The sequence below is a fragment of the Steroidobacter sp. genome (assembly GCF_036402275.1).
Lineage (GTDB): Bacteria > Pseudomonadota > Gammaproteobacteria > Steroidobacterales > Steroidobacteraceae > Steroidobacter.
The window spans coordinates 266,410-283,528 of the sequence record NZ_DASWTF010000053.1 but is presented as its reverse complement, the minus strand read 5'-3'; the positions used below and the strand labels follow the sequence as shown (position 1 = coordinate 283,528).

General features: G+C 63.6%; 16 protein-coding genes. 7 read left to right on the top strand and 9 right to left on the bottom strand.

The features are described from left to right. Positions 1 to 160: 160 nt before the first annotated feature. Genes VGD45_RS33030 through VGD45_RS33015 form a run of 4 tightly spaced genes read right to left on the bottom strand, consistent with a single transcriptional unit; the run spans position 161 to position 3,098 of the window. The gene (locus VGD45_RS33030) at positions 161 to 1,396 is read right to left on the bottom strand and encodes a tetratricopeptide repeat protein (protein ID WP_331159683.1); all 1,236 of its coding nucleotides are present in this window, start codon (positions 1,394 to 1,396) and stop codon (positions 161 to 163) included. 31 nt (positions 1,397 to 1,427) lie between these two features. Then, positions 1,428 to 1,916 (bottom strand): hypothetical protein, encoded by a 489-nt coding sequence (locus VGD45_RS33025; RefSeq protein WP_331159682.1) that lies wholly within the window; start codon positions 1,914 to 1,916, stop codon positions 1,428 to 1,430. Next, positions 1,913 to 2,464 (bottom strand): hypothetical protein, encoded by a 552-nt coding sequence (locus tag VGD45_RS33020; RefSeq protein ID WP_331159681.1) that lies wholly within the window; start codon positions 2,462 to 2,464, stop codon positions 1,913 to 1,915. Before VGD45_RS33020 ends, VGD45_RS33025 begins: the two co-directional genes overlap by 4 nt. A 43-nt stretch (positions 2,465 to 2,507) precedes the next feature. Next, a complete protein-coding gene (locus VGD45_RS33015; protein ID WP_331159680.1) occupies positions 2,508 to 3,098 on the bottom strand; it encodes an RNA polymerase sigma factor in 591 nt (196 codons plus the stop codon). 128 nt (positions 3,099 to 3,226) lie between these two features. Here VGD45_RS33015 and VGD45_RS33010 point away from each other — a divergent pair, with 128 nt between their 5' ends. Next, complete coding sequence (locus tag VGD45_RS33010; RefSeq protein ID WP_331159679.1) at positions 3,227 to 4,192, top strand: DUF4382 domain-containing protein; 966 nt, start codon at positions 3,227 to 3,229, stop codon at positions 4,190 to 4,192. Positions 4,193 to 4,203: 11 nt separating this feature from the next. After that, entirely contained in the window at positions 4,204 to 4,737 is a 534-nt protein-coding gene (locus VGD45_RS33005; protein WP_331159678.1) for a DMP19 family protein, read from the top strand. Positions 4,738 to 4,803: 66 nt separating this feature from the next. Here the strand turns inward: VGD45_RS33005 and VGD45_RS33000 are convergent, their stop codons facing one another. Next, the gene (locus VGD45_RS33000) at positions 4,804 to 5,406 is read right to left on the bottom strand and encodes a type 1 glutamine amidotransferase domain-containing protein (protein ID WP_331159677.1); all 603 of its coding nucleotides are present in this window, start codon (positions 5,404 to 5,406) and stop codon (positions 4,804 to 4,806) included. 113 nt (positions 5,407 to 5,519) lie between these two features. Here VGD45_RS33000 and VGD45_RS32995 point away from each other — a divergent pair, with 113 nt between their 5' ends. From VGD45_RS32995 to VGD45_RS32985, 3 genes are all read left to right on the top strand, one after another. Beyond that, positions 5,520 to 6,251: a helix-turn-helix transcriptional regulator gene (locus VGD45_RS32995; protein ID WP_331159676.1), complete on the top strand. Its 732-nt coding sequence runs from the start codon at positions 5,520 to 5,522 to the stop codon at positions 6,249 to 6,251. 80 nt (positions 6,252 to 6,331) lie between these two features. After that, positions 6,332 to 7,432: an aminotransferase class I/II-fold pyridoxal phosphate-dependent enzyme gene (locus VGD45_RS32990; RefSeq protein ID WP_331159675.1), complete on the top strand. Its 1,101-nt coding sequence runs from the start codon at positions 6,332 to 6,334 to the stop codon at positions 7,430 to 7,432. A 21-nt stretch (positions 7,433 to 7,453) separates the two neighbouring features. After that, a complete protein-coding gene (locus VGD45_RS32985) occupies positions 7,454 to 8,404 on the top strand; it encodes a threonine/serine dehydratase (protein WP_331159674.1) in 951 nt (316 codons plus the stop codon). 10 nt (positions 8,405 to 8,414) lie between these two features. On the opposite strand, the gene VGD45_RS32980 is transcribed toward VGD45_RS32985, so the two are convergent. From VGD45_RS32980 to VGD45_RS32970, 3 genes are read right to left on the bottom strand one after another with little or no spacing between them, the layout of a single operon-like run. After that, a complete protein-coding gene (locus VGD45_RS32980; protein ID WP_331159673.1) occupies positions 8,415 to 9,332 on the bottom strand; it encodes a hypothetical protein in 918 nt (305 codons plus the stop codon). Positions 9,333 to 9,345: 13 nt separating this feature from the next. Then, a complete protein-coding gene (locus VGD45_RS32975; RefSeq protein ID WP_414717623.1) occupies positions 9,346 to 10,776 on the bottom strand; it encodes a M20/M25/M40 family metallo-hydrolase in 1,431 nt (476 codons plus the stop codon). Between the two features lie 53 nt (positions 10,777 to 10,829). Beyond that, positions 10,830 to 12,164: a CitMHS family transporter gene (locus VGD45_RS32970; protein ID WP_331159671.1), complete on the bottom strand. Its 1,335-nt coding sequence runs from the start codon at positions 12,162 to 12,164 to the stop codon at positions 10,830 to 10,832. A gap of 216 nt (positions 12,165 to 12,380) precedes the next feature. On the opposite strand from VGD45_RS32970, the gene VGD45_RS32965 reads away from it, so the two are divergent. Both VGD45_RS32965 and VGD45_RS32960 read left to right on the top strand, forming a co-directional pair. Further along, a complete protein-coding gene (locus VGD45_RS32965; protein ID WP_331159670.1) occupies positions 12,381 to 13,979 on the top strand; it encodes a serine hydrolase in 1,599 nt (532 codons plus the stop codon). A 77-nt stretch (positions 13,980 to 14,056) separates the two neighbouring features. Beyond that, positions 14,057 to 15,697 carry a hypothetical protein gene (locus VGD45_RS32960; RefSeq protein WP_331159669.1) on the top strand — a complete coding sequence of 547 codons (1,641 nt, stop codon included), beginning with the start codon at positions 14,057 to 14,059 and terminating at the stop codon, positions 15,695 to 15,697. 98 nt (positions 15,698 to 15,795) lie between these two features. Here VGD45_RS32960 and VGD45_RS32955 read toward each other — a convergent pair whose 3' ends face one another. Next, positions 15,796 to 17,064 carry a GDSL-type esterase/lipase family protein gene (locus VGD45_RS32955; RefSeq protein WP_331159668.1) on the bottom strand — a complete coding sequence of 423 codons (1,269 nt, stop codon included), beginning with the start codon at positions 17,062 to 17,064 and terminating at the stop codon, positions 15,796 to 15,798. Between the last annotated feature and the right edge of the window lie 55 nt (positions 17,065 to 17,119).

The window sequence follows — 17,119 nt, the reverse complement described above, 5'->3', positions numbered from 1 at the left end:
TTGTGCGGACATCAAACGCGCCAGAAAGGCGCTCCGTTCCGCGTAGGTAATATTTGATTTGCGTGCGCGACGATTCAGGCGAAGTGTCGCGACGCGCAACCCCATGCTGAAAATTGTGCCCGGTCGCGCCTGATCCGCAAGCCGGCAGAATACGGACGGGTCAGAAGGTGGCTTCGACGCCGGCGGAGAAGCGATTGCCGCGGTAGTCGAAATCGGGAAGGTCGGCCTGGTTTTCGGAATATGCGTGTCGGACCGCCAGGCGCCAGCGAGCAGATAACGCTCTGGTCACGGACAGGGCGAGCTCGGTGCGATCTTCGGCGCCGTTTACGTCGGCGTCATAGTCACTGTGACGAAGCGAAGCTTCCAGCAGCACCGTCCAGTCATTGTCGATGGCGCGCTCGACATCGGCTCGCACCTCGTGACGTGTCGCCGATAATGCTGCATCGTCGTAATCGGCGATTTCGAATCGATAGCCGACATCGATGTTCCATCTGGCGCGCGTCCAATTGATAGCGGCGCCAGCTTCGTGACGCAGGCCGCTCAGCCCGCTGAATTCGTTGAGGCCGTCGATGTGATGAAAGCGATAGCGCCCCCGCAATTCGACATCCGGCATCAGGCCGCGGCGTGTCTGCACGGAAAGCGTTTGCCGGCTCTCGAAGCCCGAACCGTCGAGTAGCGAATAACCGAGACGCAGGCCGGCATCGTTTCGCCAGTCGCCGCGCGTCCAGCGATAGCGCGCACCCGCATACGTGCTCAACTGATCGAACGTATCCAGGTCCTGATAGTCCGTGTACAGCAATCCGCCATCGACGCGCCAGGCGTCGCTCAGTGGAGTGCTCAATGCGAGCTGCAGGTCGGCGAAGTTGTCCTCGCTATCGGTGATGCCGAGCACGTTGGCGTCGGAGACCAGCGCGACATTGTCATCATGGCCCAAGCCGAACGCGGCAAAGCCGACCCAGGGGCGCGGCGGCAGCGGAGGCTGCGACTGTGGTTGAAGCTCGGCGAGCCTGGACGCTGCCAGGGCGCGCAGGCGCTCATCCGTGGTGGCCGGCTCCACTTTGGCAAACCACTCCGTCGCTGCAGTGGAATCGCCGCGGGCGTTGGCGACGAGGCCGAGATTGTAATAAGCGAGCGCGGCCATGCTCGAAGTGCGGGCCACTTCCTGAAAAGCAGCCTCCGCGCGCAAGTAATCGCCCAGGCGATAGGCGGCGACGCCGATGTTGAAATGAACCGCGGGGCCGGACATGCCCGAGGCCAGGGCCACTTCGAACGCATCGAGCGCCCGGGCGTAGTCGCCAGCCTGGAATGCAGTGCTGCCGGTTCGGAACTGTCGGTTGGCTTCGTCGGTGGCGGCCCGCGACTCGGGGCCGGCTAGAAACAAGGCGAGGGTCAGCAATGCGGCGCAGGAGGGCCGCAGGCGAAAGCTATCAGTTGCGAGGCGGGCGCGGAGGATCCGGACGGTCCGGTCGATCGGGACGGTCGGGATTGTCACGGCGCCGGTCTTCGGCCTCGGCGCGCCGCGCCTGCTCGCGCTGTTCGGCCGCTTCTTTGGCGCGCTCCTTGGCGGATTGCCCAACTTCGCGGCCCAGCTCCTTAGCTTCGCGAGCGCGCTCGTTGTCCGGCTGGGCTGGCTCGTTGGCGGGCTCGGCGGCAGCGGACGGGGCAGCGGACTTGCGCTCAGGCAGCGAGATTCGGCGAACGACTTCGTCGGGCAGCTTGGCATCAGGGTCCACGATGATCTGCATGGTCACGTCGAGGTCGTCGGCCTTCCGCTCGGGCTTCGAATCGGTCTGCTGTTGCGCCAGAGCGCCGTGCGCCAGCAAGCACAGGGCGATGATGGATACGTACCTCACTCGTTCCTGAATGATCGTCGTCCGCCGCCAGGGTGGCAAGGGTTGGATTGTGACCGGCGTCATGTTCGTGAAGACTCGCTCTCCAGGACGTTGAGGGTGACCGTCACGCGCCGGGTCCGGCCGCCATGCTCGATGACCGCGACCAGCTGACCCGTTCCCGTCGACCGAGCCACCACTGGCAGCGACAACACGTTGTTGCCTGGGGCGAGATGCGTCTGCCAGTCGATTTCGCGGTCGCTCTCGAACCCGTCCAGAGCCACGCTGCCGGTGGCCACGATGCGGATGGTCGCGTCATCGAGCGCGCGCTCCGAATCGATCAGCACGTCGATGGCGCGGGTTTCGTTCAGGGCGAGAGTGATGTCCGCCGGGTTCAGGTCCGCCGGACGTAACAGAAATAATGTGAGAACGACGGCGACGGCGGCGCCGACCAGCGCGCCGGTCCAGGTTTCCCAGCGGCTGACCAGGTGCGACAGGGCGCCACGACGCGGCTGCGCCGCCGCCTGCGCCTGACCGGTGGCCTTGGCGAACGCCCGGTCGATGAATTCCGGGCGCGGCTCCGGCGCAGGGATGCGCTTGAGCGCCCGGCGCAGAATTTCGGAGTCTCTATCCACGGTGTGCCTGAATGTCAGATCGTGACGACGGGGGGCCGACGCTTCATACACGAGCCAGCGGCGGATTTCGTTCCGTCGCCAGCAATTCCCTCAGGCGGGCGCGGGCCCGGTGCAAGCGTGACTTCAGCGTTCCCAGCGGCACGTCCATGATCTGCGCCAGCTCCGGCAGGCTGTAGTCCTCGATATCGTGCATCGACAATACCACGCGGTGCTCTTCGCCCAAGCGCTCCCAGGCCGCCATCACCCGCTCCTGTGTGAACTCCTGCTCCACCAGCTCGGCGGGCCCGGCCGCCGGATCGATCAGCTCCTGACCTTCGTCCTCCGCGCCCTCGACGGGGTCGGTGCCGAACTGCACGGGCGAGCTGCGTTCGCGCCGGACCTGATCCACGAAGATCCGATACATCACGCGTAACGCCCAGGGCCGGATGCGGTCCAGCTCGCGCAGCTCGTCGAGTTTGGGGTAGAGCCGGACCAGCAGCTCCTGCACCAGGTCTTCGGCGCGGTCCACCGCGCCGGTCCATCTATAAGCGGCGCGATACAAGGCCGGGACGTGATCCCGCAGCAGATGGTCGAACTCGGCTGCCGCGTTGGCATGCGACGGACGGGCGCGCTTCTGCAGAACCATGAGCTCCATTAAGCCTCACACGAATCGTTCTGTCGAATGGTTCCATCACAGTGTGAGTGGAACCGTTTAGCCGGGAAGTCCGTGTCAGCTCTTCGAGGGCGCAATGTGCCGCGCCGTGTTTGGGAGCGAGACTGCGAATGATCAATGACAATCAGCTGCGGATGACCGGCTCGATCATCTACAGCTTGATCTGGACGATGCTGGTGAGCACGGTGCTGTTCGCCTTGACCGGATGCGGTGGCGGGGACGACCCACCGGGCGAAGGACGAGTCCGCGTGTCCGTGACCGACGCCCCGATCGACGACGCCAGCAGCGTGGTCGTGCAGTTCAGCGGCGTGGCCTTCAAGCGCGAAGGGGAAGCGGCCGAAACCGTGCAGACCCTGTCGCCTTCGCCCCGGCAGCTGGACCTGCTGGAATATCAGGAAGGCCGTGCGGCGCTGCTGCTGGATAACGTGACTTTGCCGGCCGGGCGCTACGAGTGGCTGCGCCTGATCGTCGATAACCAAACCAACGTTCGCGACTCTTATCTCGTTCTCAACACGGGCGAGGAATGCGAGCTGCGCGTGCCGAGCGGCGCGGAATCCGGTTTGAAGCTCAATCGCGGCTTTACTTTGCCGGCCGACGGCAGCGTCGCGCTGACCATCGATTTCGACCTGCGTAAGTCCATCCACGCGCCGCCGGGCCAGGAGGGCGGGGCGCCCGATTGCTCCCAGGCGTATCTGATGCGCCCGACGCTGCGGGTAGTGGACGATGCGAACGTCGGCGCCATCGCGGGCGCGATCGACAGCGCGCTGGTCACCGAAGCTTGCTTGCCCAACGTCTACATCTTCTCCGGCAGCGGCATTACGCCCGATGACCTGGAAGAAGCGGTGGTCGCGGCCGATGTGGATCCGTTGCTGGTCGCCAGCGTCGGCATCGAGAACGGCGCCACCAGCTATCGGTATCACGCGGCCTTTCTGCCGCCGGGACCGTACACCGTCGCATTCTCTTGCAGCGATGACGATCCGACCCTGGACGACGTGTTGACGTTCGCGCCTGCTCAGCCCGTGACGGTGCAGAACAATCTGATCGCCACCGCCGACTTCGCGCCGCCGGCGCCCTGAGATGGGATTCTATGAGTAGAGGCGTCAAGCCCCCGGAGCGCGGACCCCAGCGTCAGGCGACTGGCGGGCTTGACGAGTTTGCGTTGGCGACCGCCGCCGACGATCAGATCGAACGTCTCATCATCGACTACGTGGATGCCCGGCTGGCGAATCGCAGGGAAGACGAGGATGAAGTAGGCGTGGTCAACGAGCTGCCGCCGGGGATGCGGGCGTTGTATCTCACCTGGACGGTCGAGTCGGAAGTGATCAACGGCGGTTTCGTGCGTTACTTCTGGAACTGGGCGGGCCAGTTCGCCGACGACGCCGTCGCTGCCTTCGAGTTCTTCTCGGCTCGCGAGCACTCGCAGCTCATGCGCGAAGCGAACCGGGTGTATGCGGAGGAGTGCGGGACGAGTTTCGTGTCGGACGGGCGTGAGCTGATCGATGCGTACGAGTCGTGGCGGTTGCAATTGCTGGAAGACTGTTTCTATCAGCTCGACGAAAGTCTGAGTGCATTACGCATCGACAAGATTCGGGAACATCCCGAAGCGTTTTGCGGCGGGTGAGGGTGGTTGCCGTGGGGGCGCGATGTAGCCGGGGCGAAGAGTCGCCCCGGCTACATCATTCGCCGATCAATGAACGCCGGGGCGTTGCTCGCCGCGCTTCGCGCGCGAACTCTGACGCTGGCGTGAGTGACTGCCTTCTTCGATCTCTTCGATGATCTTGGCCGAGAAGGCGTCGAGATCGTCCGGCTTGCGGCTGGTGACGATGCCCTGGTCGGACACCACTTCGCGATCCACCCATTTGCCGCCGGCGTTGATCACGTCGGTCTTGATGGAGTGGTACGAAGTCACTTGTCTGTCACGCACCGCGTCCAGCTGCACCAGCAGCCAGGGCGCATGACAGATCGCGGCCACCACCTTGCCGCTATCCAGGAACGATTGAATCAATTGCAACGCCTGCTGATTCACGCGCAGCAGGTCGGGATTGATCTGGCCGCCCGGTAGGACGATCGCGTCGTAGTCGTCCGCCTTGACTTGATCGAGCGTCTTGTCCACCGCGACGCTTTCGCCCCAGTCTTTCAACTTCCAGCCGCGGATCTGGCCTTTCTCGGGCGACACCACGTCGACCTGCGCGCCAGCTTCTTTCAACTTCCGCTGCGGCACCAACAACTCATCCTGCTCGAAGCCATGTGTGGCAAGAATGAGGACTTTCGCTTTGCTGATCTCGGGCATGACGCACCTCCTTTGTCGAGTACAGGTAAGCGTGCGAGTGCGCATCGAGTTCCGGCCTTGCTCCGCGATTCGAATCAGCTGATGATTGTGGGCAGTCCACTGGCAGTCCTGCTATGACACATTCCATTCTTCCTCGGCTCATCGGCGCGCTCGGCGAACCTGACTTTGCGTCGGTGACGGCGGGCGAGTTGAGCCGATTTTTGGGATTCGATCTGTCCGCCATCGTCGTGCATCGGCGCGCGGAGCCGCCTGCGGTGTTGTTCGATAACTTCGACCGCATCGGTTGCCGCGAAGGCATTCGTAACTACGTCGGCTTCACGCACAAGATCAATCCAATGCTGGCGCGTGTGCCGACGGCAGGAGCCTGTCGCGCTCGTGACTTCGCCGGCGGCGCGCTCACGAACGCGAAGGATGTGAATACTCACATCGTCATGGAGGCCGAGGAGGAGCTGGGCTTTCGCACCGTCGGTTGGCCGCAGCGCATGGAAGAAGTGGGTTTGTATATCGATGCTTGGGGCGGTGTAGTGGAGCTGGGCTTTTATCGCGAGCGCGCTCGCTGCTCCATATCGACCGGCAAGCTGCGTGCGCTGAACGACTTGACCGCGCCGCTCGCGGCGGCATTCGACAAACACGCGGCCCTGAAAGCCGCGCCCATTGTCGCCTCGGTGTTGTCGCCACGCGAACAGGAAATATGCGCACTGTTGCTGAAGGGCTGTTCATCGCAGGCCATCGCCTTGCGGCTCGACATCAGCCGGCACACGGTGAAGGATCATCGCAAGGCGATCTTCCGCAAACTCAACGTGAGCTCGCTAGCCGAATTGTTCGCCCAGGCGCGCGCCGCCTGACGGTCCTCCCTCCCTGGGGGGATGGCAGCCTCGTGACGTGTGCGAGATCCTGCGCGCTTCTGAAGCGTCGAGGTCCCGCCATGCGTTACGTTCGGATGCCGATCGAGATCGAGGCTCCCGAGGAATACGGGTACGCCCGGATCAAGAACAATCTCTCGGAAAGCTCCATCACCGATCAAACCCTGGACAGCCTGGGGCTCACGGTTCCCAACCTGACGCTGCTCTATAACGAACATCGTGGCAGCGAGAAGCTGCGTTCGCTGGTGGTGGCCGGCAGTGCTGGGTTGAGCGCGGCGGACGTGTTGATCACGACCGGGGCCGCGAGCGCTTTGTTCATCGTGGCGACCGCGCTGCTCGGTTCGTCGGATCATCTGGTCGTGGTCCGGCCGAACTACGCGACGAATCTGGAAACGCCGCGGGCCATCGGTTGTGCGGTCAGCTTCGTCGATGTGACTTTCGAGAACGGCTTTCATCTGGACTTCGATCAGCTGGCCGCCGCCGTCACGCCGCGAACCAAGCTCATCAGCGTCACCTGTCCGCACAATCCCACCGGCGTCATGCTCACCGAACAGGAATTGCGTCGTCTGGTGGCGCTGGCGGAGTCGAAAGGCTGTTATCTGCTGGTCGACGAAACCTATCGCGATCTCTCTTATGACGGCGCCTTGCCGCAGGCGGCCTCGCTCGGCCAGAAAGTCATCAGCGTCTCGTCGCTGTCCAAGGCCTACGGCGTGCCGGGCATCCGCATTGGCTGGCTCATCACGCGCGATCCCGAACTGCAGCACTTGTTTCTCGCCGCCAAGGAGCAGATCAGCATCAGCGGCAGCGTGATCGACGAATGGATCGCGGAGCAGGTGCTCTCGCGTCGCCAGGAGTTGTTGCAGCCGACGCTGAAGGAGATGCGCGAGCGCCTGCAGCTGGTGACGCAATGGATCGAGGGCGAACCGCTGCTCGAATGGATCCGGCCGCGGGGTGGCGTGGTATGTTTCCCTCGCATGCGCGAAGAGCCCGCGGGCGGCACCGCTGCTTTCTACCAGCGGCTCCTGGAAGAGTACGGCACGTACGTCGGACCCGGGCACTGGTTCGAAATGTCGGATCGCTTCTTCCGTCTCGGTTACGGCTGGAGCAGCCGTGACGAGCTGAAGGCCGGGTTGGAAGCGATTTCCCGCGCGTTGCGTGGCTGACAGGAACTGCAGGAGCGGGTGATGGAGCTGTATCGAAACATCGTCGAAGCCCACGGCGCGATTCGTCCGCAGGTCGCCGTCACGCCGCTTCAACACAGCAGCATTGTGTCGGCGGCTTTCGGCTGCAACGTGTTGTTGAAACACGAGTCGATGCAGCCGACGGGCTCGTTCAAGATCCGCGGCGCGACCAACAAAGTGCGCCGCTTGGCTCAGCGCGGCGTGACGAAAGTGATCGCGGCTTCCACGGGCAATCATGGATTGGCCGTCGCTCGGGCTGGCGCGCTCGCGGGCGTGGCAGTCACTGTTTACGTCGCCAACTCCACGGTGCCATCGAAGCTGGCGGGCATTCGTGCGCTCGGCGCGGAGCTGGTGGTGATCGACGGTCAGCCGCTCGATGCGGAGCTCGCGGCCCGTCGTCGCGCCGAAGAAACGGGGCTGCCATACATCTCGCCTTACAACGATCTCGACGTGGTGGCGGGGCAGGGCACGCTTGGCGTGGAGTTGCTCGATCAGGAGCCTGGTCTCGATGCCGTGTTCATCGCTGTGGGCGCGGGCGGGCTGATTGGCGGCACGGGCACTGCGATCAAGGCCGTCAATCCCCGTGTGAAAGTCGTCGGTGTCTGGCCCGAAGCGTCGCCTTGCATGCTGCGGGCTCTCGAGGCGGGAAGAATCGTTCCTTGCGAGGAGTACGACACGTTGTCGGATGCGACTGCCGGCGCGATCGAGCCGGGCTCGGTGACCTTTCCGATCTGTCAGTCCGTCATCGACCGACGCGTTCTGGTGAGCGAGAAAGAGATCGCCGGCGCCATGCGGATGCTCGCCGAGAAGGAACATCTGATGGTGGAAGGCGCGGCCGGCGTCGCGCTCGCGGGGCTGGCGCAGCAGGCCATCGCCTATGCGGGCCAGACCGTCGCAGTCGTGCTCTGCGGACGAAACATCGGCCTGGACACTTTCATCGCCGCCGTGAGCTAGCACGGCTCGCTCACACGAGCCGGAACCAGACGCTCTTGGCGATTTCCACGTCCTGAATCGCTACGCCGGTCAGGTCGGCTACGACGATTTCGTCGCGGCCGAAGTCGATGGGCGAGGTGAGCAGCGAGCCCAGCTCGATCAGCGAGCTCGCATCGATCAGACCGGCACGAACGGCCCAGCCAGCTTCGCCGTGCCCCACGCATTGCACGTGCGAATCCACCACGACACGGGCACGCGCGAGAATTTTAGGATCCAGCTCTTGCTTGCCCGGGCTGTCGGCGCCGACGGCGACGATGCGTGTGCCAGGGCGGATCATTTCATTCATCAGCAGCGGTGCGGTCGAAGGCGTCGTGGTCACGATCAGATCGGATTGCTCACATAGCTGCGGCAGGCTCACCGCCGAACCATGCACTTCGGCAGCCAAGGCACCGGCGGCACGATCGTTTCGTGCCCACACCAGCACCGAGCTCAACCCCAGTCGGCGAGCGATCATTCGCGCTTGCAGACGCGCTTGCGTGCCTGCGCCAACGACACCCAGCGTCGTCGAGCCCGGTCTCGCGATGGCGCGAGCGGCGATCACGCCAGCCATCGCCGTGCGCTGATCCGTGAGATAACCCTGATCGTGCAGCAGTCCCAACACTTCTCCGGTCTTGGCGCTGATGACGGCCATGAAGCCGTTGCTGGAGGGCAGACCGACCGTCACATTGCGATAAAAGCCGGTCGCGACCTTCACGACAAACACACAGTCGCCCGCAATGTGCGCGGATTTCACGTGACAATCGCCAGGCGGCTCGGTGAAGGCGAGGTGACCGACCTCGGCCACCTGCGCCTCGCCCGCGCTGAATCGTCGAAACCCGGACTCGACCGCCGTCAGCGCGGCGTCTTCGTCGAGGGCGCTGAGAATTTGCGGCAATTCGACGAGTCTCATGGCGGTCTCCTGCTCAGCGAGCGTTGCCGTAGGCCTTCACCAATCGATACAAGAACTCACGCGCATCCATGAGCGAGCGAACGCGCACGCGCTCATCCAAGCCGTGCACGCCGTTTCCATCGGGATCGACGAACACGCCGGAGATACCGTACGTGGGAATGCCTGCCGCATTCAAGAAGCGTCCGTCGGTGGCGCCCGTGCTGATGGTCGGAATCACCGGCACGCCCGGCCACAGATCGGCAGCGATCTTTTCGACTGGCTGTAAAACTTTCGAGGTGAGCTCCGGCGCGGGCGACTGCGGTCCCGGCGCGTCGGCCAGCGTCACGGTGATTTTCGGATCCGCGATCAGATCCTGGAGCTGGCGGTGCACGTCAGTCACCTTTTCCCCCGGCATGATCCGGCAATTGATGTTGGATTCCGCGCGCTGGGGTTGCGCGTTCTTGGCATGACCGCCGTTGATTGTCGTGGAGATACAGGTCGTGCGCATGAAGGCATTCCAGAGACGATTCGTGGCGACGCGCTCGTAAGTGGCGTCATCGGCTTTGCCGGCGCCGATCGCGGCCATGTCGATGCGCGTCTGTCCCGAGTACAGCTCGGCCGAGCGACGGAAGAATTCCTTGCTGACGGGCGTCAGGTTGATCGGAAACTTATAAGAGCCGACGCGCACGAGCGCCTCGCCCAGCCGATTGATTGCGTTGTCGTCGGTGGGGCGCGCACTGTGGCCGCCGGGAGAGGTCGCGACCAGGGTGAAGTCCTGATAGACCTTCTCGCCGGTTTGAATGCCGAACGACACGGGCTTGCCCTGTTCGTCGAGCTGGCCTTTGCCGCCTTCGTTCACCACCCAGCCGGCTTGCATGGCTTCCGGCTCGGTGGCGAGCAGGTACCGCACGCCATTGAAAAAGTTATCCGTCTCTTCGCCGCAGGTGAGCGCCATCTTGATGGTGCGCTTGGGTCGAAAGCCTTCCTTGCGCAGCCGGATGAACGCATCGACGAACGATGCGGCCATGGCCTTGTCGTCGATGGCGCCGCGCGCATAGAGATAACCATTCTCTTCTACCAGCACGAACGGATCGCGCGCCCAATCGGAGCGCTTGGCCTCGACCGTATCGATGTGAGCGAGCAGCAGCACGGGGGGCAAGGACTTGTCGCTGCCGGAGACGCGCCCGATCAGGTTGCCTTGCTTGGGAAATTTTTCCGGGACGACGACGCGCACGTCACTGTCGGAGTAGCCCGCCTGCTTCAAACGCGCCGCCATGCGTTCGGAGGCCAGCGTGCAATCGCCGGCCGACAGCGTGGTATTGGTCTCGACCAGTTCCTTGTACAGCTCGCGAAAGCAGGTGGGGCAATCGGCCGCTGTCGAGGCTTGCGCTAGGGGCGCGCCGCCTATCAGCACCGCGCCGAGCACGGACAGGGACAATGATTTCCTACGTCGCGATCCTGTGATCAAGGCGCTGCTCCTGAAGGTCGTCGGTGAAAGTTAGCGTTGCCTGGCGGTCATCAGCTTGGCCCGGCTGGCGCTGACGCGCATAGCGGGAAGATCCCAAGCACCAGGCACGCTGGCAAGAACACGATACAGCTGCCGAGCGCCCACTTCAGCGTGAAGCGCTGATGCTCGCCGAACTCGATGCCCGCCATGGTGGCGAGCAGATAAGTCGAGGGCACCAGCGGGCTGAGCAGGTGGATCTGCTGGCCCACCAGCGAGGCCTGCGCCATGTCCATGGCGCTGATGCCGTACTCCGCCCCGGTCTTCGCCAGGATCGGCAGCATGCCGAAATAAAACGCGTCGTTGGAGATGAGGAACGTGAACGGCATGCTCAGCAACGCGGTGATGGGCGCCATGTACGGGCCGAGCGTGGGCGGAACGCAGGCGATGATCCAGTCCGCCATGGCGTCGATCATTTTGGTGCCTGACAAAATGCCGGTGAAGATGCCGGCGGCGAACACCAATCCCGCCACGGCGAGCGCGTTGCCGGCGTGCGCCGAGATGCGCTCGCGCTGCTGTTGCAGCGATGGATAGTTGATCATCAATGCAATCGCGAAACCGAGCATGAACAGAATGGCGAGCGGCAGTACGCCCGTGATCAGGCACACCATCAGCGCGCCGGTCAGCAACAGGTTGAGCCACATCAACTGCGGTCGCCGCGCCTTCACGTCGCCGGCGTCGTGAGCCACGACTGCTTCGCCGCTCATTTCTTCCTCGGTGAGCTGCTGACTCAGCGCGGCGAGGCGCTTGCGCTCGCGAACGCCGAACATCCAGGCGACGATCAGCACCCAGATCGCCGTGACCACCATGGCAGGAATGAGCCCGACGAACACGTCGCGCGGATCGAGCTGAAGTGCGGTCGCGGCGCGGGCCGTCGGTCCGCCCCAAGGCAGCAGGTTCATCACCGCGCTCGACATGATGATCAGGCAGGCCATGATCCGCACATCCATCTTCATGTGCCGATACAGCGGCAGCAGGGCGGCGGTGGTGATCATGTAAGTGGTCGTGCCATCGCCATCGAGGGACACGAGCAGGGCGAGCACGACCGTGCCGATGGTGATGCGCATCGCGTCGCCGTGCGCGAGACGCACGATGAGTTTGATCAGCGGATCGAACAGGCCGGCGTCGATCATCAGCCCGAAGTACAGAATGCCGAAAATCAGCATCACGCCGGTGGGCGCGAGGTCGCGCACGCCTTCGAGCATCATGTCGCCCAGGCCCGCGGTGTACCCCATGCCGACGGCGAACAGCGTCGGGACCAGGATCAAGGCCACCAGCGCGGACAGTCGCTTGGTCATGATCAGCGTCATGAACGTGGCGACCATCGTGAATGCCAAGATTGCCAGCATTTAGTAACGTTCTCGGTTGCGCCGGCAGTTCCCCCCGGCAGGAGGATGCTAGTGGCGGCCGGCTGTCATCAGGCTGTCAAAGCTGAAGGACATCCGATGGTTGCGCGTGCAACCATCGGATGTGCCCTGAGGACAGATCGGGCGACAGGCTCGTGAAAGCTTGCGCTCTCAAGATCCGGTGCACGGCAAATTCCCTATAGATCTTCGGTGAAAGCGATGACCCGAGCTGGCAAAGCGGAGCGCGTGCAGTTGTCCCGTCGGCAGTTCGGGACCTTGGTGATGGGAGGGGGCGCTTACCTGATCGCAAACGGCGCGATCGCGCGAGTCAGCGCTTCACGCGACCTGCCCCAAGGCGTCGCGCCGGTGCTCTCTGACGGCACGTATCGCGACGGCCTGGTTCGCAGCACGCCCGAGGAGCAGGGCGTATCTTCCGCCGCGATTCTCGCGTTTCTCGAAGAAGTCGCAGGCGCCGGGCTGGAGTTGCACAGCTTCATGCTGATGCGCAATCGGCACGTCGTCGCCGAAGGCTGGTGGTGGCCGTATCGTCCGGACCGGATCCACATGACGCACTCGCTCACCAAGAGCGTCACCGCCGTGGCCGTGGGCCTGGCCATCGACGAAGGCCGTTTCGGTCTGCAGGACAAGGTGGTGTCGTTCTATCCGCAGCTCGTGCCGGCCGATGCGAGCGCCAATCTGCGCGCCATGACGGTGGGCGACCTGCTGACCATGCGCTGCGGCCACGATCAGGAGACCTCGGGTTCGGTGTGGCGGCCGATCAAGACCAGCTGGGTGGCCGAGTTCTTGAAGATTCCGGTGGTCCATGCGCCCGGCACGCATTTTCAGTACACCAGCGCGGCGAGTTACATGCTGTCCGCCATCGTCAGCAAGACCACGGGCCAGTCCATGGCGGAGTATCTGAGGCCGCGCTTCTTCGAGCCCATGGGCATCGATCGCTGGACCTGGGACACGAGCCCCGGCGGCATCAGCCCGGGCGGCAACGGCCTGAGCTGGAACACTGCTGCTTCAGTGAAGCTGGGCGCCGTGCATTCGCGCATGGGTGAATGGAACGGCAAGCGCGTGCTGTCGGAGAAGTGGGTGCGAGCCGCCACCACCAAACAAACCGAAGGCGATTCCGACGGCGCTTACGGTTACCAATGGTGGATGGGACCGGGCAACGCGTATTACGCGCTGGGCTTGTTCACGCAGATGACCGTGGTGTTCCCCGAGCACGATACGACGCTGGCCGTGTTCTCGGCCATCGACGGCAGCAAGAAGCTCAAGCCGCTCATCTGGAAACATTTCCCCGCGGCGCTGGGCAAGGCCAAGCTGCCGCCGAGCGCTGCGACCAAGCAGCTGACTCAGCACACCGCGCAGTTGCATCTGCTGCCGACGCTCAACAGCACCGATTCGCCGCTGGCGTCGAAGCTCGACGGCAAGCGCCTTACTGTGCAAGCCAACGATCAAGGCGTGCGCTGGATCTCGTTCGACTTCATGGAAGGGGCGTGCACGTATCGCATGAGCGATGCCGACGGCGAGCACGAGATCACCGCCGGGTTCGCGGAGTATCTGGAGCAGCATACGAGCATGACGGGCCATCGCCTGCATCATGAGTATCGTCCGAAGCGACAGAGCGTGATCGCCGGAGCGCGCTGGCTCGCGCCGAATCGATTGGAAATGACCTGGCAGTTCGTCGAGACCGCGTTCCGGGACACGGTGCTGTGCACGTTCTCCGGCAGCAGCGTCGCGATCGATCGCAGCGTCAATCTGAATTCAGCGGAGCAGCGCCTGCCGACGCTGACGGGAACATGGTCGTGATTCGCGACCGCTGATCCTGCGCCGGCCTCGCCTCGGCGGGGCCGGCGCCATATAACATTGCAACAGGGGAGCATTGAATGCCACGACACTTTCATCTGGCATGGTCGATCGCCGCACTCGTGGCTCTGCCAGCGTACGCTTCGGCGGACCAGAAGCCGGGCACGCCACCTCCGGATTGCGAAGCGCGGGTCGGGTATGACCGCGATCGAATGATGCTCGGCTATTTGCTGCCGACCTCGGCGGGCGAGAAGACCTGCATTCCCTTTTCGACGGTGGGGGTATATCCGCCGCCGGGCTACAAGGGCGATTTCTACGTCGACGAATTCAGCGACGCCAAGCTGCGCGAACGCTGGGCCGAGTGTAAGCGCGACAAGGTTTGTTACGAGCGCGTCTCCAAACAGATCAACGCGCGCCGCCCGCCCAACAAGGAACATCACACCAAGGATCCCAAACACCGTCACTTGCTGGGCAAGCTGACCGGAACGGGCGAGATCGATCTGAAGACGATCCGGCGTCCGGCGTTTTTCGGCTCGCCGCCCTACCACGAGCCCATCGCGAAGCTGGATTCGCGGACCTACACGGTCGAGTTCACCGCGCCGCCGGATCCGCACGAACAGATTCATAAAAACATGACCGACCCGGTCAAGCTACGCGGCTGGTACATCCGCGGCGACGGCGTCGACGATGGCAAAGGCGGCAAGCGTCGTGCGTTGATCGTGATGACGCCGGGCGGTGGCGGTCGCATCGCCGCCATCACTCATCCGGAAGATCGTCTGTATCGCATCGAGCCGGACGGCAAGACCACCATCAACAGTTTCCCGAGCGAGAAGAGCGGCGGCACGGGACAGCAGATGTGGCGAGAGATCGCCAGTGACTTCAACGCGGCCGGCTTCGATGTGCTGCTCCACGATCGGCGCGGCGTCGGCCTCTCCAGCGGTTTCAGCGACACCAACACGTTGCAGCAGGGGCGTGACTTGCTTGCGATCGTCGCGAGCTTGCGCACTGGCGAGGGATTGCGAGCCATGGCTCCTTCGGGAGAAACGCGCAAGGGCCGTGCCGCTGCCGATCTCGTTCATGGGGCGAGTTCCGAGGCTGGCGTACCGGTGCTGCTGTTCGGCAATTCTCGCGGCACCATGGCCAGCGGCTGGGCCATGACCATGAATTTCGACAAGGACTGTACCTACGACATGCCCACCATCAGCTGCAAGCCGCCGGTGGGTGACAAGAGCATCAAGGGCGCGATCCTGATGGCGGAGTTCACCAGCGGTCCGGGCTATGTGATGGACCGGCCGAGCGCCGAAGATGAAGCACGCGGCCTGGGCGAGGATCGCACGTTGTTCATCGGCGGCACCGCGGTCGAGCAGAACGTGGTGTTCTTTCCGAGCTCCGCCATCCTCGCGGGCATTCACAAGTGGCCGGCGGCGTTCTTTGCGCGCGGCTTGTGGGATTACGCCGCGTCGCTGCAGGGAACGATGGAAAGTTATCGTCGCGTGCAGGGACCGAAGGAGCTGGTCGTCGTTCGCGCTCCTCATCCTTACGAAGTGTGGCCCGAGCCAGAACAGAAGCGCGTGCGCGAGCGCATGATCGCGTTCGCCCACACGGTGATGCAGGGTAAGAGCAGCGTCAGCGGCGCGCGACCCTGGAGCAACATGAAGGAGCTGGTCGCGACTTCATCGGATATCTGGGAACCCTCGACTCAGCCGACCGTCGTGAAATGACAGTCGGTACGACTTGCTGTCGCTGCGAAGACAGTGAGGGATTGCTCGTTTGAGGCCGCGGCGCTGATGGATTCAGCGCCGCCTTTTTTGGGCCGGAGTTACTGGAATAGCTGCAAGTCGATCGACTCGCCCAGCGCCCGATGGCCTGCGCCATTCGGATGCACGAAGTCGCAACTGTATTCGCGCTTCATGATCTGCGCGCCTTGGGCAGACGTGCCGCCGCCCAGCATCTCGGCTTCGAAATCGATGATGCTGTCGAACTTCGCCTGCTTGCGGACCCACTCGTTGAACTCCAGGCGATAACGTTCTTTGGTCTCGTCGAAACCTTCGCGCGCGGTGACTTCGGGCTGGCCACGCGGGATCATCGTGGCGCCGATGATCTTCACGCCGCGCGCGTGGGCACGATCGATGAGCTGTCGGGTTCCTTCGATCAGCTCCGCCGCGGTGGAGCCCCGGTGAATGTCGTTGGTGCCTTCGAACAGAATGATGTGCGTGATGCCCGCGCGGTCGAGCACGTCACGGTCGAAGCGCGCCAGCGCGGGTGGGCCGGTGACTGCCTCCTCGAGCACGCGATTGCCGGCGATGCCGGAATTGACCACGGCCTTCGCATAGCTCTTGGGCATGGAAGCCAGGCGTTCGGCGAGTATGTCCGTCCAGCGCTGATAGAGGTCGGGCACGACGTTGCCGTCGGCATCGGTGGTGCTGCAACGACCGTCGGTGATCGAGTCACCGAGCGCCACGATGGTGCCGGCGGTGGCGTTCGATTTCACATCCAGTGCGGCGACCCAGTACACAGGGAAGGACACTGCGTTTTGCGCGCGAGTCGGCAGGAGAGTGAAGCCGTCGCCCGATTCGGATTGGGCCCTGTGGCCGGCGGCGTAGTAGTTCGATGCGAGGCCGAGGGCGTGCGTGCTGACCTCGGTGGCGGATATCACATCCATGCTCACGGCCAGGCGTTGAAATGCCTTGACGGGGAAATCGATGACGTCGCTGTAGATGCCGGCGCCTGGAGCGAGTGTGACTTTCGATTGTCCGCCGAATGTGAGCGGTTTGTTTGTTCCGTTGGCGAGAGTGGCGTCGCGGTCGAGCTTGCCAACGTACACGGCCGCAAACGTCACGGGCGTCTTGGCAATCGTGTTTTCCAGCTTGATCCGCAGCGCCGTGCCATCTATGGTCGGGCGCACAACGACTCGGACGGTCGAGTCGTTGAGATTCGGCGCTTGCTCCGCGAGTCTTCCCTGAGGCGCGGCCCACGCGGAGAAAAATCCTTCGGGAGCAGGTGAGGCGCGTTCCGGTGAGATCGCGCAACCGGCCATGCCGATGCTCAGGAAACAAATCACGGCGGTGGCACGGCGTCGTCGATTCATCGTTGCTGTCCAGATGGAGAATTCGCGGCGAATGTAAGCGATTGTCACGCTGTGC

Coding starts and splice junctions, on each gene's coding strand:
- VGD45_RS32960 (WP_331159669.1), top strand. CDS start 14,057: ATGCCACGACACTTTCATCTGGCATGGTCGATCGCCGCACTCGTGGCT.
- VGD45_RS32980 (WP_331159673.1), bottom strand. CDS start 9,332: ATGAGACTCGTCGAATTGCCGCAAATTCTCAGCGCCCTCGACGAAGAC.
- VGD45_RS32955 (WP_331159668.1), bottom strand. CDS start 17,064: ATGAATCGACGACGCCGTGCCACCGCCGTGATTTGTTTCCTGAGCATC.
- VGD45_RS33025 (WP_331159682.1), bottom strand. CDS start 1,916: ATGACGCCGGTCACAATCCAACCCTTGCCACCCTGGCGGCGGACGACG.
- VGD45_RS33005 (WP_331159678.1), top strand. CDS start 4,204: ATGAGTAGAGGCGTCAAGCCCCCGGAGCGCGGACCCCAGCGTCAGGCG.
- VGD45_RS32985 (WP_331159674.1), top strand. CDS start 7,454: ATGGAGCTGTATCGAAACATCGTCGAAGCCCACGGCGCGATTCGTCCG.
- VGD45_RS32990 (WP_331159675.1), top strand. CDS start 6,332: ATGCGTTACGTTCGGATGCCGATCGAGATCGAGGCTCCCGAGGAATAC.
- VGD45_RS32995 (WP_331159676.1), top strand. CDS start 5,520: ATGACACATTCCATTCTTCCTCGGCTCATCGGCGCGCTCGGCGAACCT.
- VGD45_RS33000 (WP_331159677.1), bottom strand. CDS start 5,406: ATGCCCGAGATCAGCAAAGCGAAAGTCCTCATTCTTGCCACACATGGC.
- VGD45_RS33010 (WP_331159679.1), top strand. CDS start 3,227: ATGATCAATGACAATCAGCTGCGGATGACCGGCTCGATCATCTACAGC.
- VGD45_RS32970 (WP_331159671.1), bottom strand. CDS start 12,164: ATGCTGGCAATCTTGGCATTCACGATGGTCGCCACGTTCATGACGCTG.
- VGD45_RS32965 (WP_331159670.1), top strand. CDS start 12,381: ATGACCCGAGCTGGCAAAGCGGAGCGCGTGCAGTTGTCCCGTCGGCAG.
- VGD45_RS33015 (WP_331159680.1), bottom strand. CDS start 3,098: ATGGAGCTCATGGTTCTGCAGAAGCGCGCCCGTCCGTCGCATGCCAAC.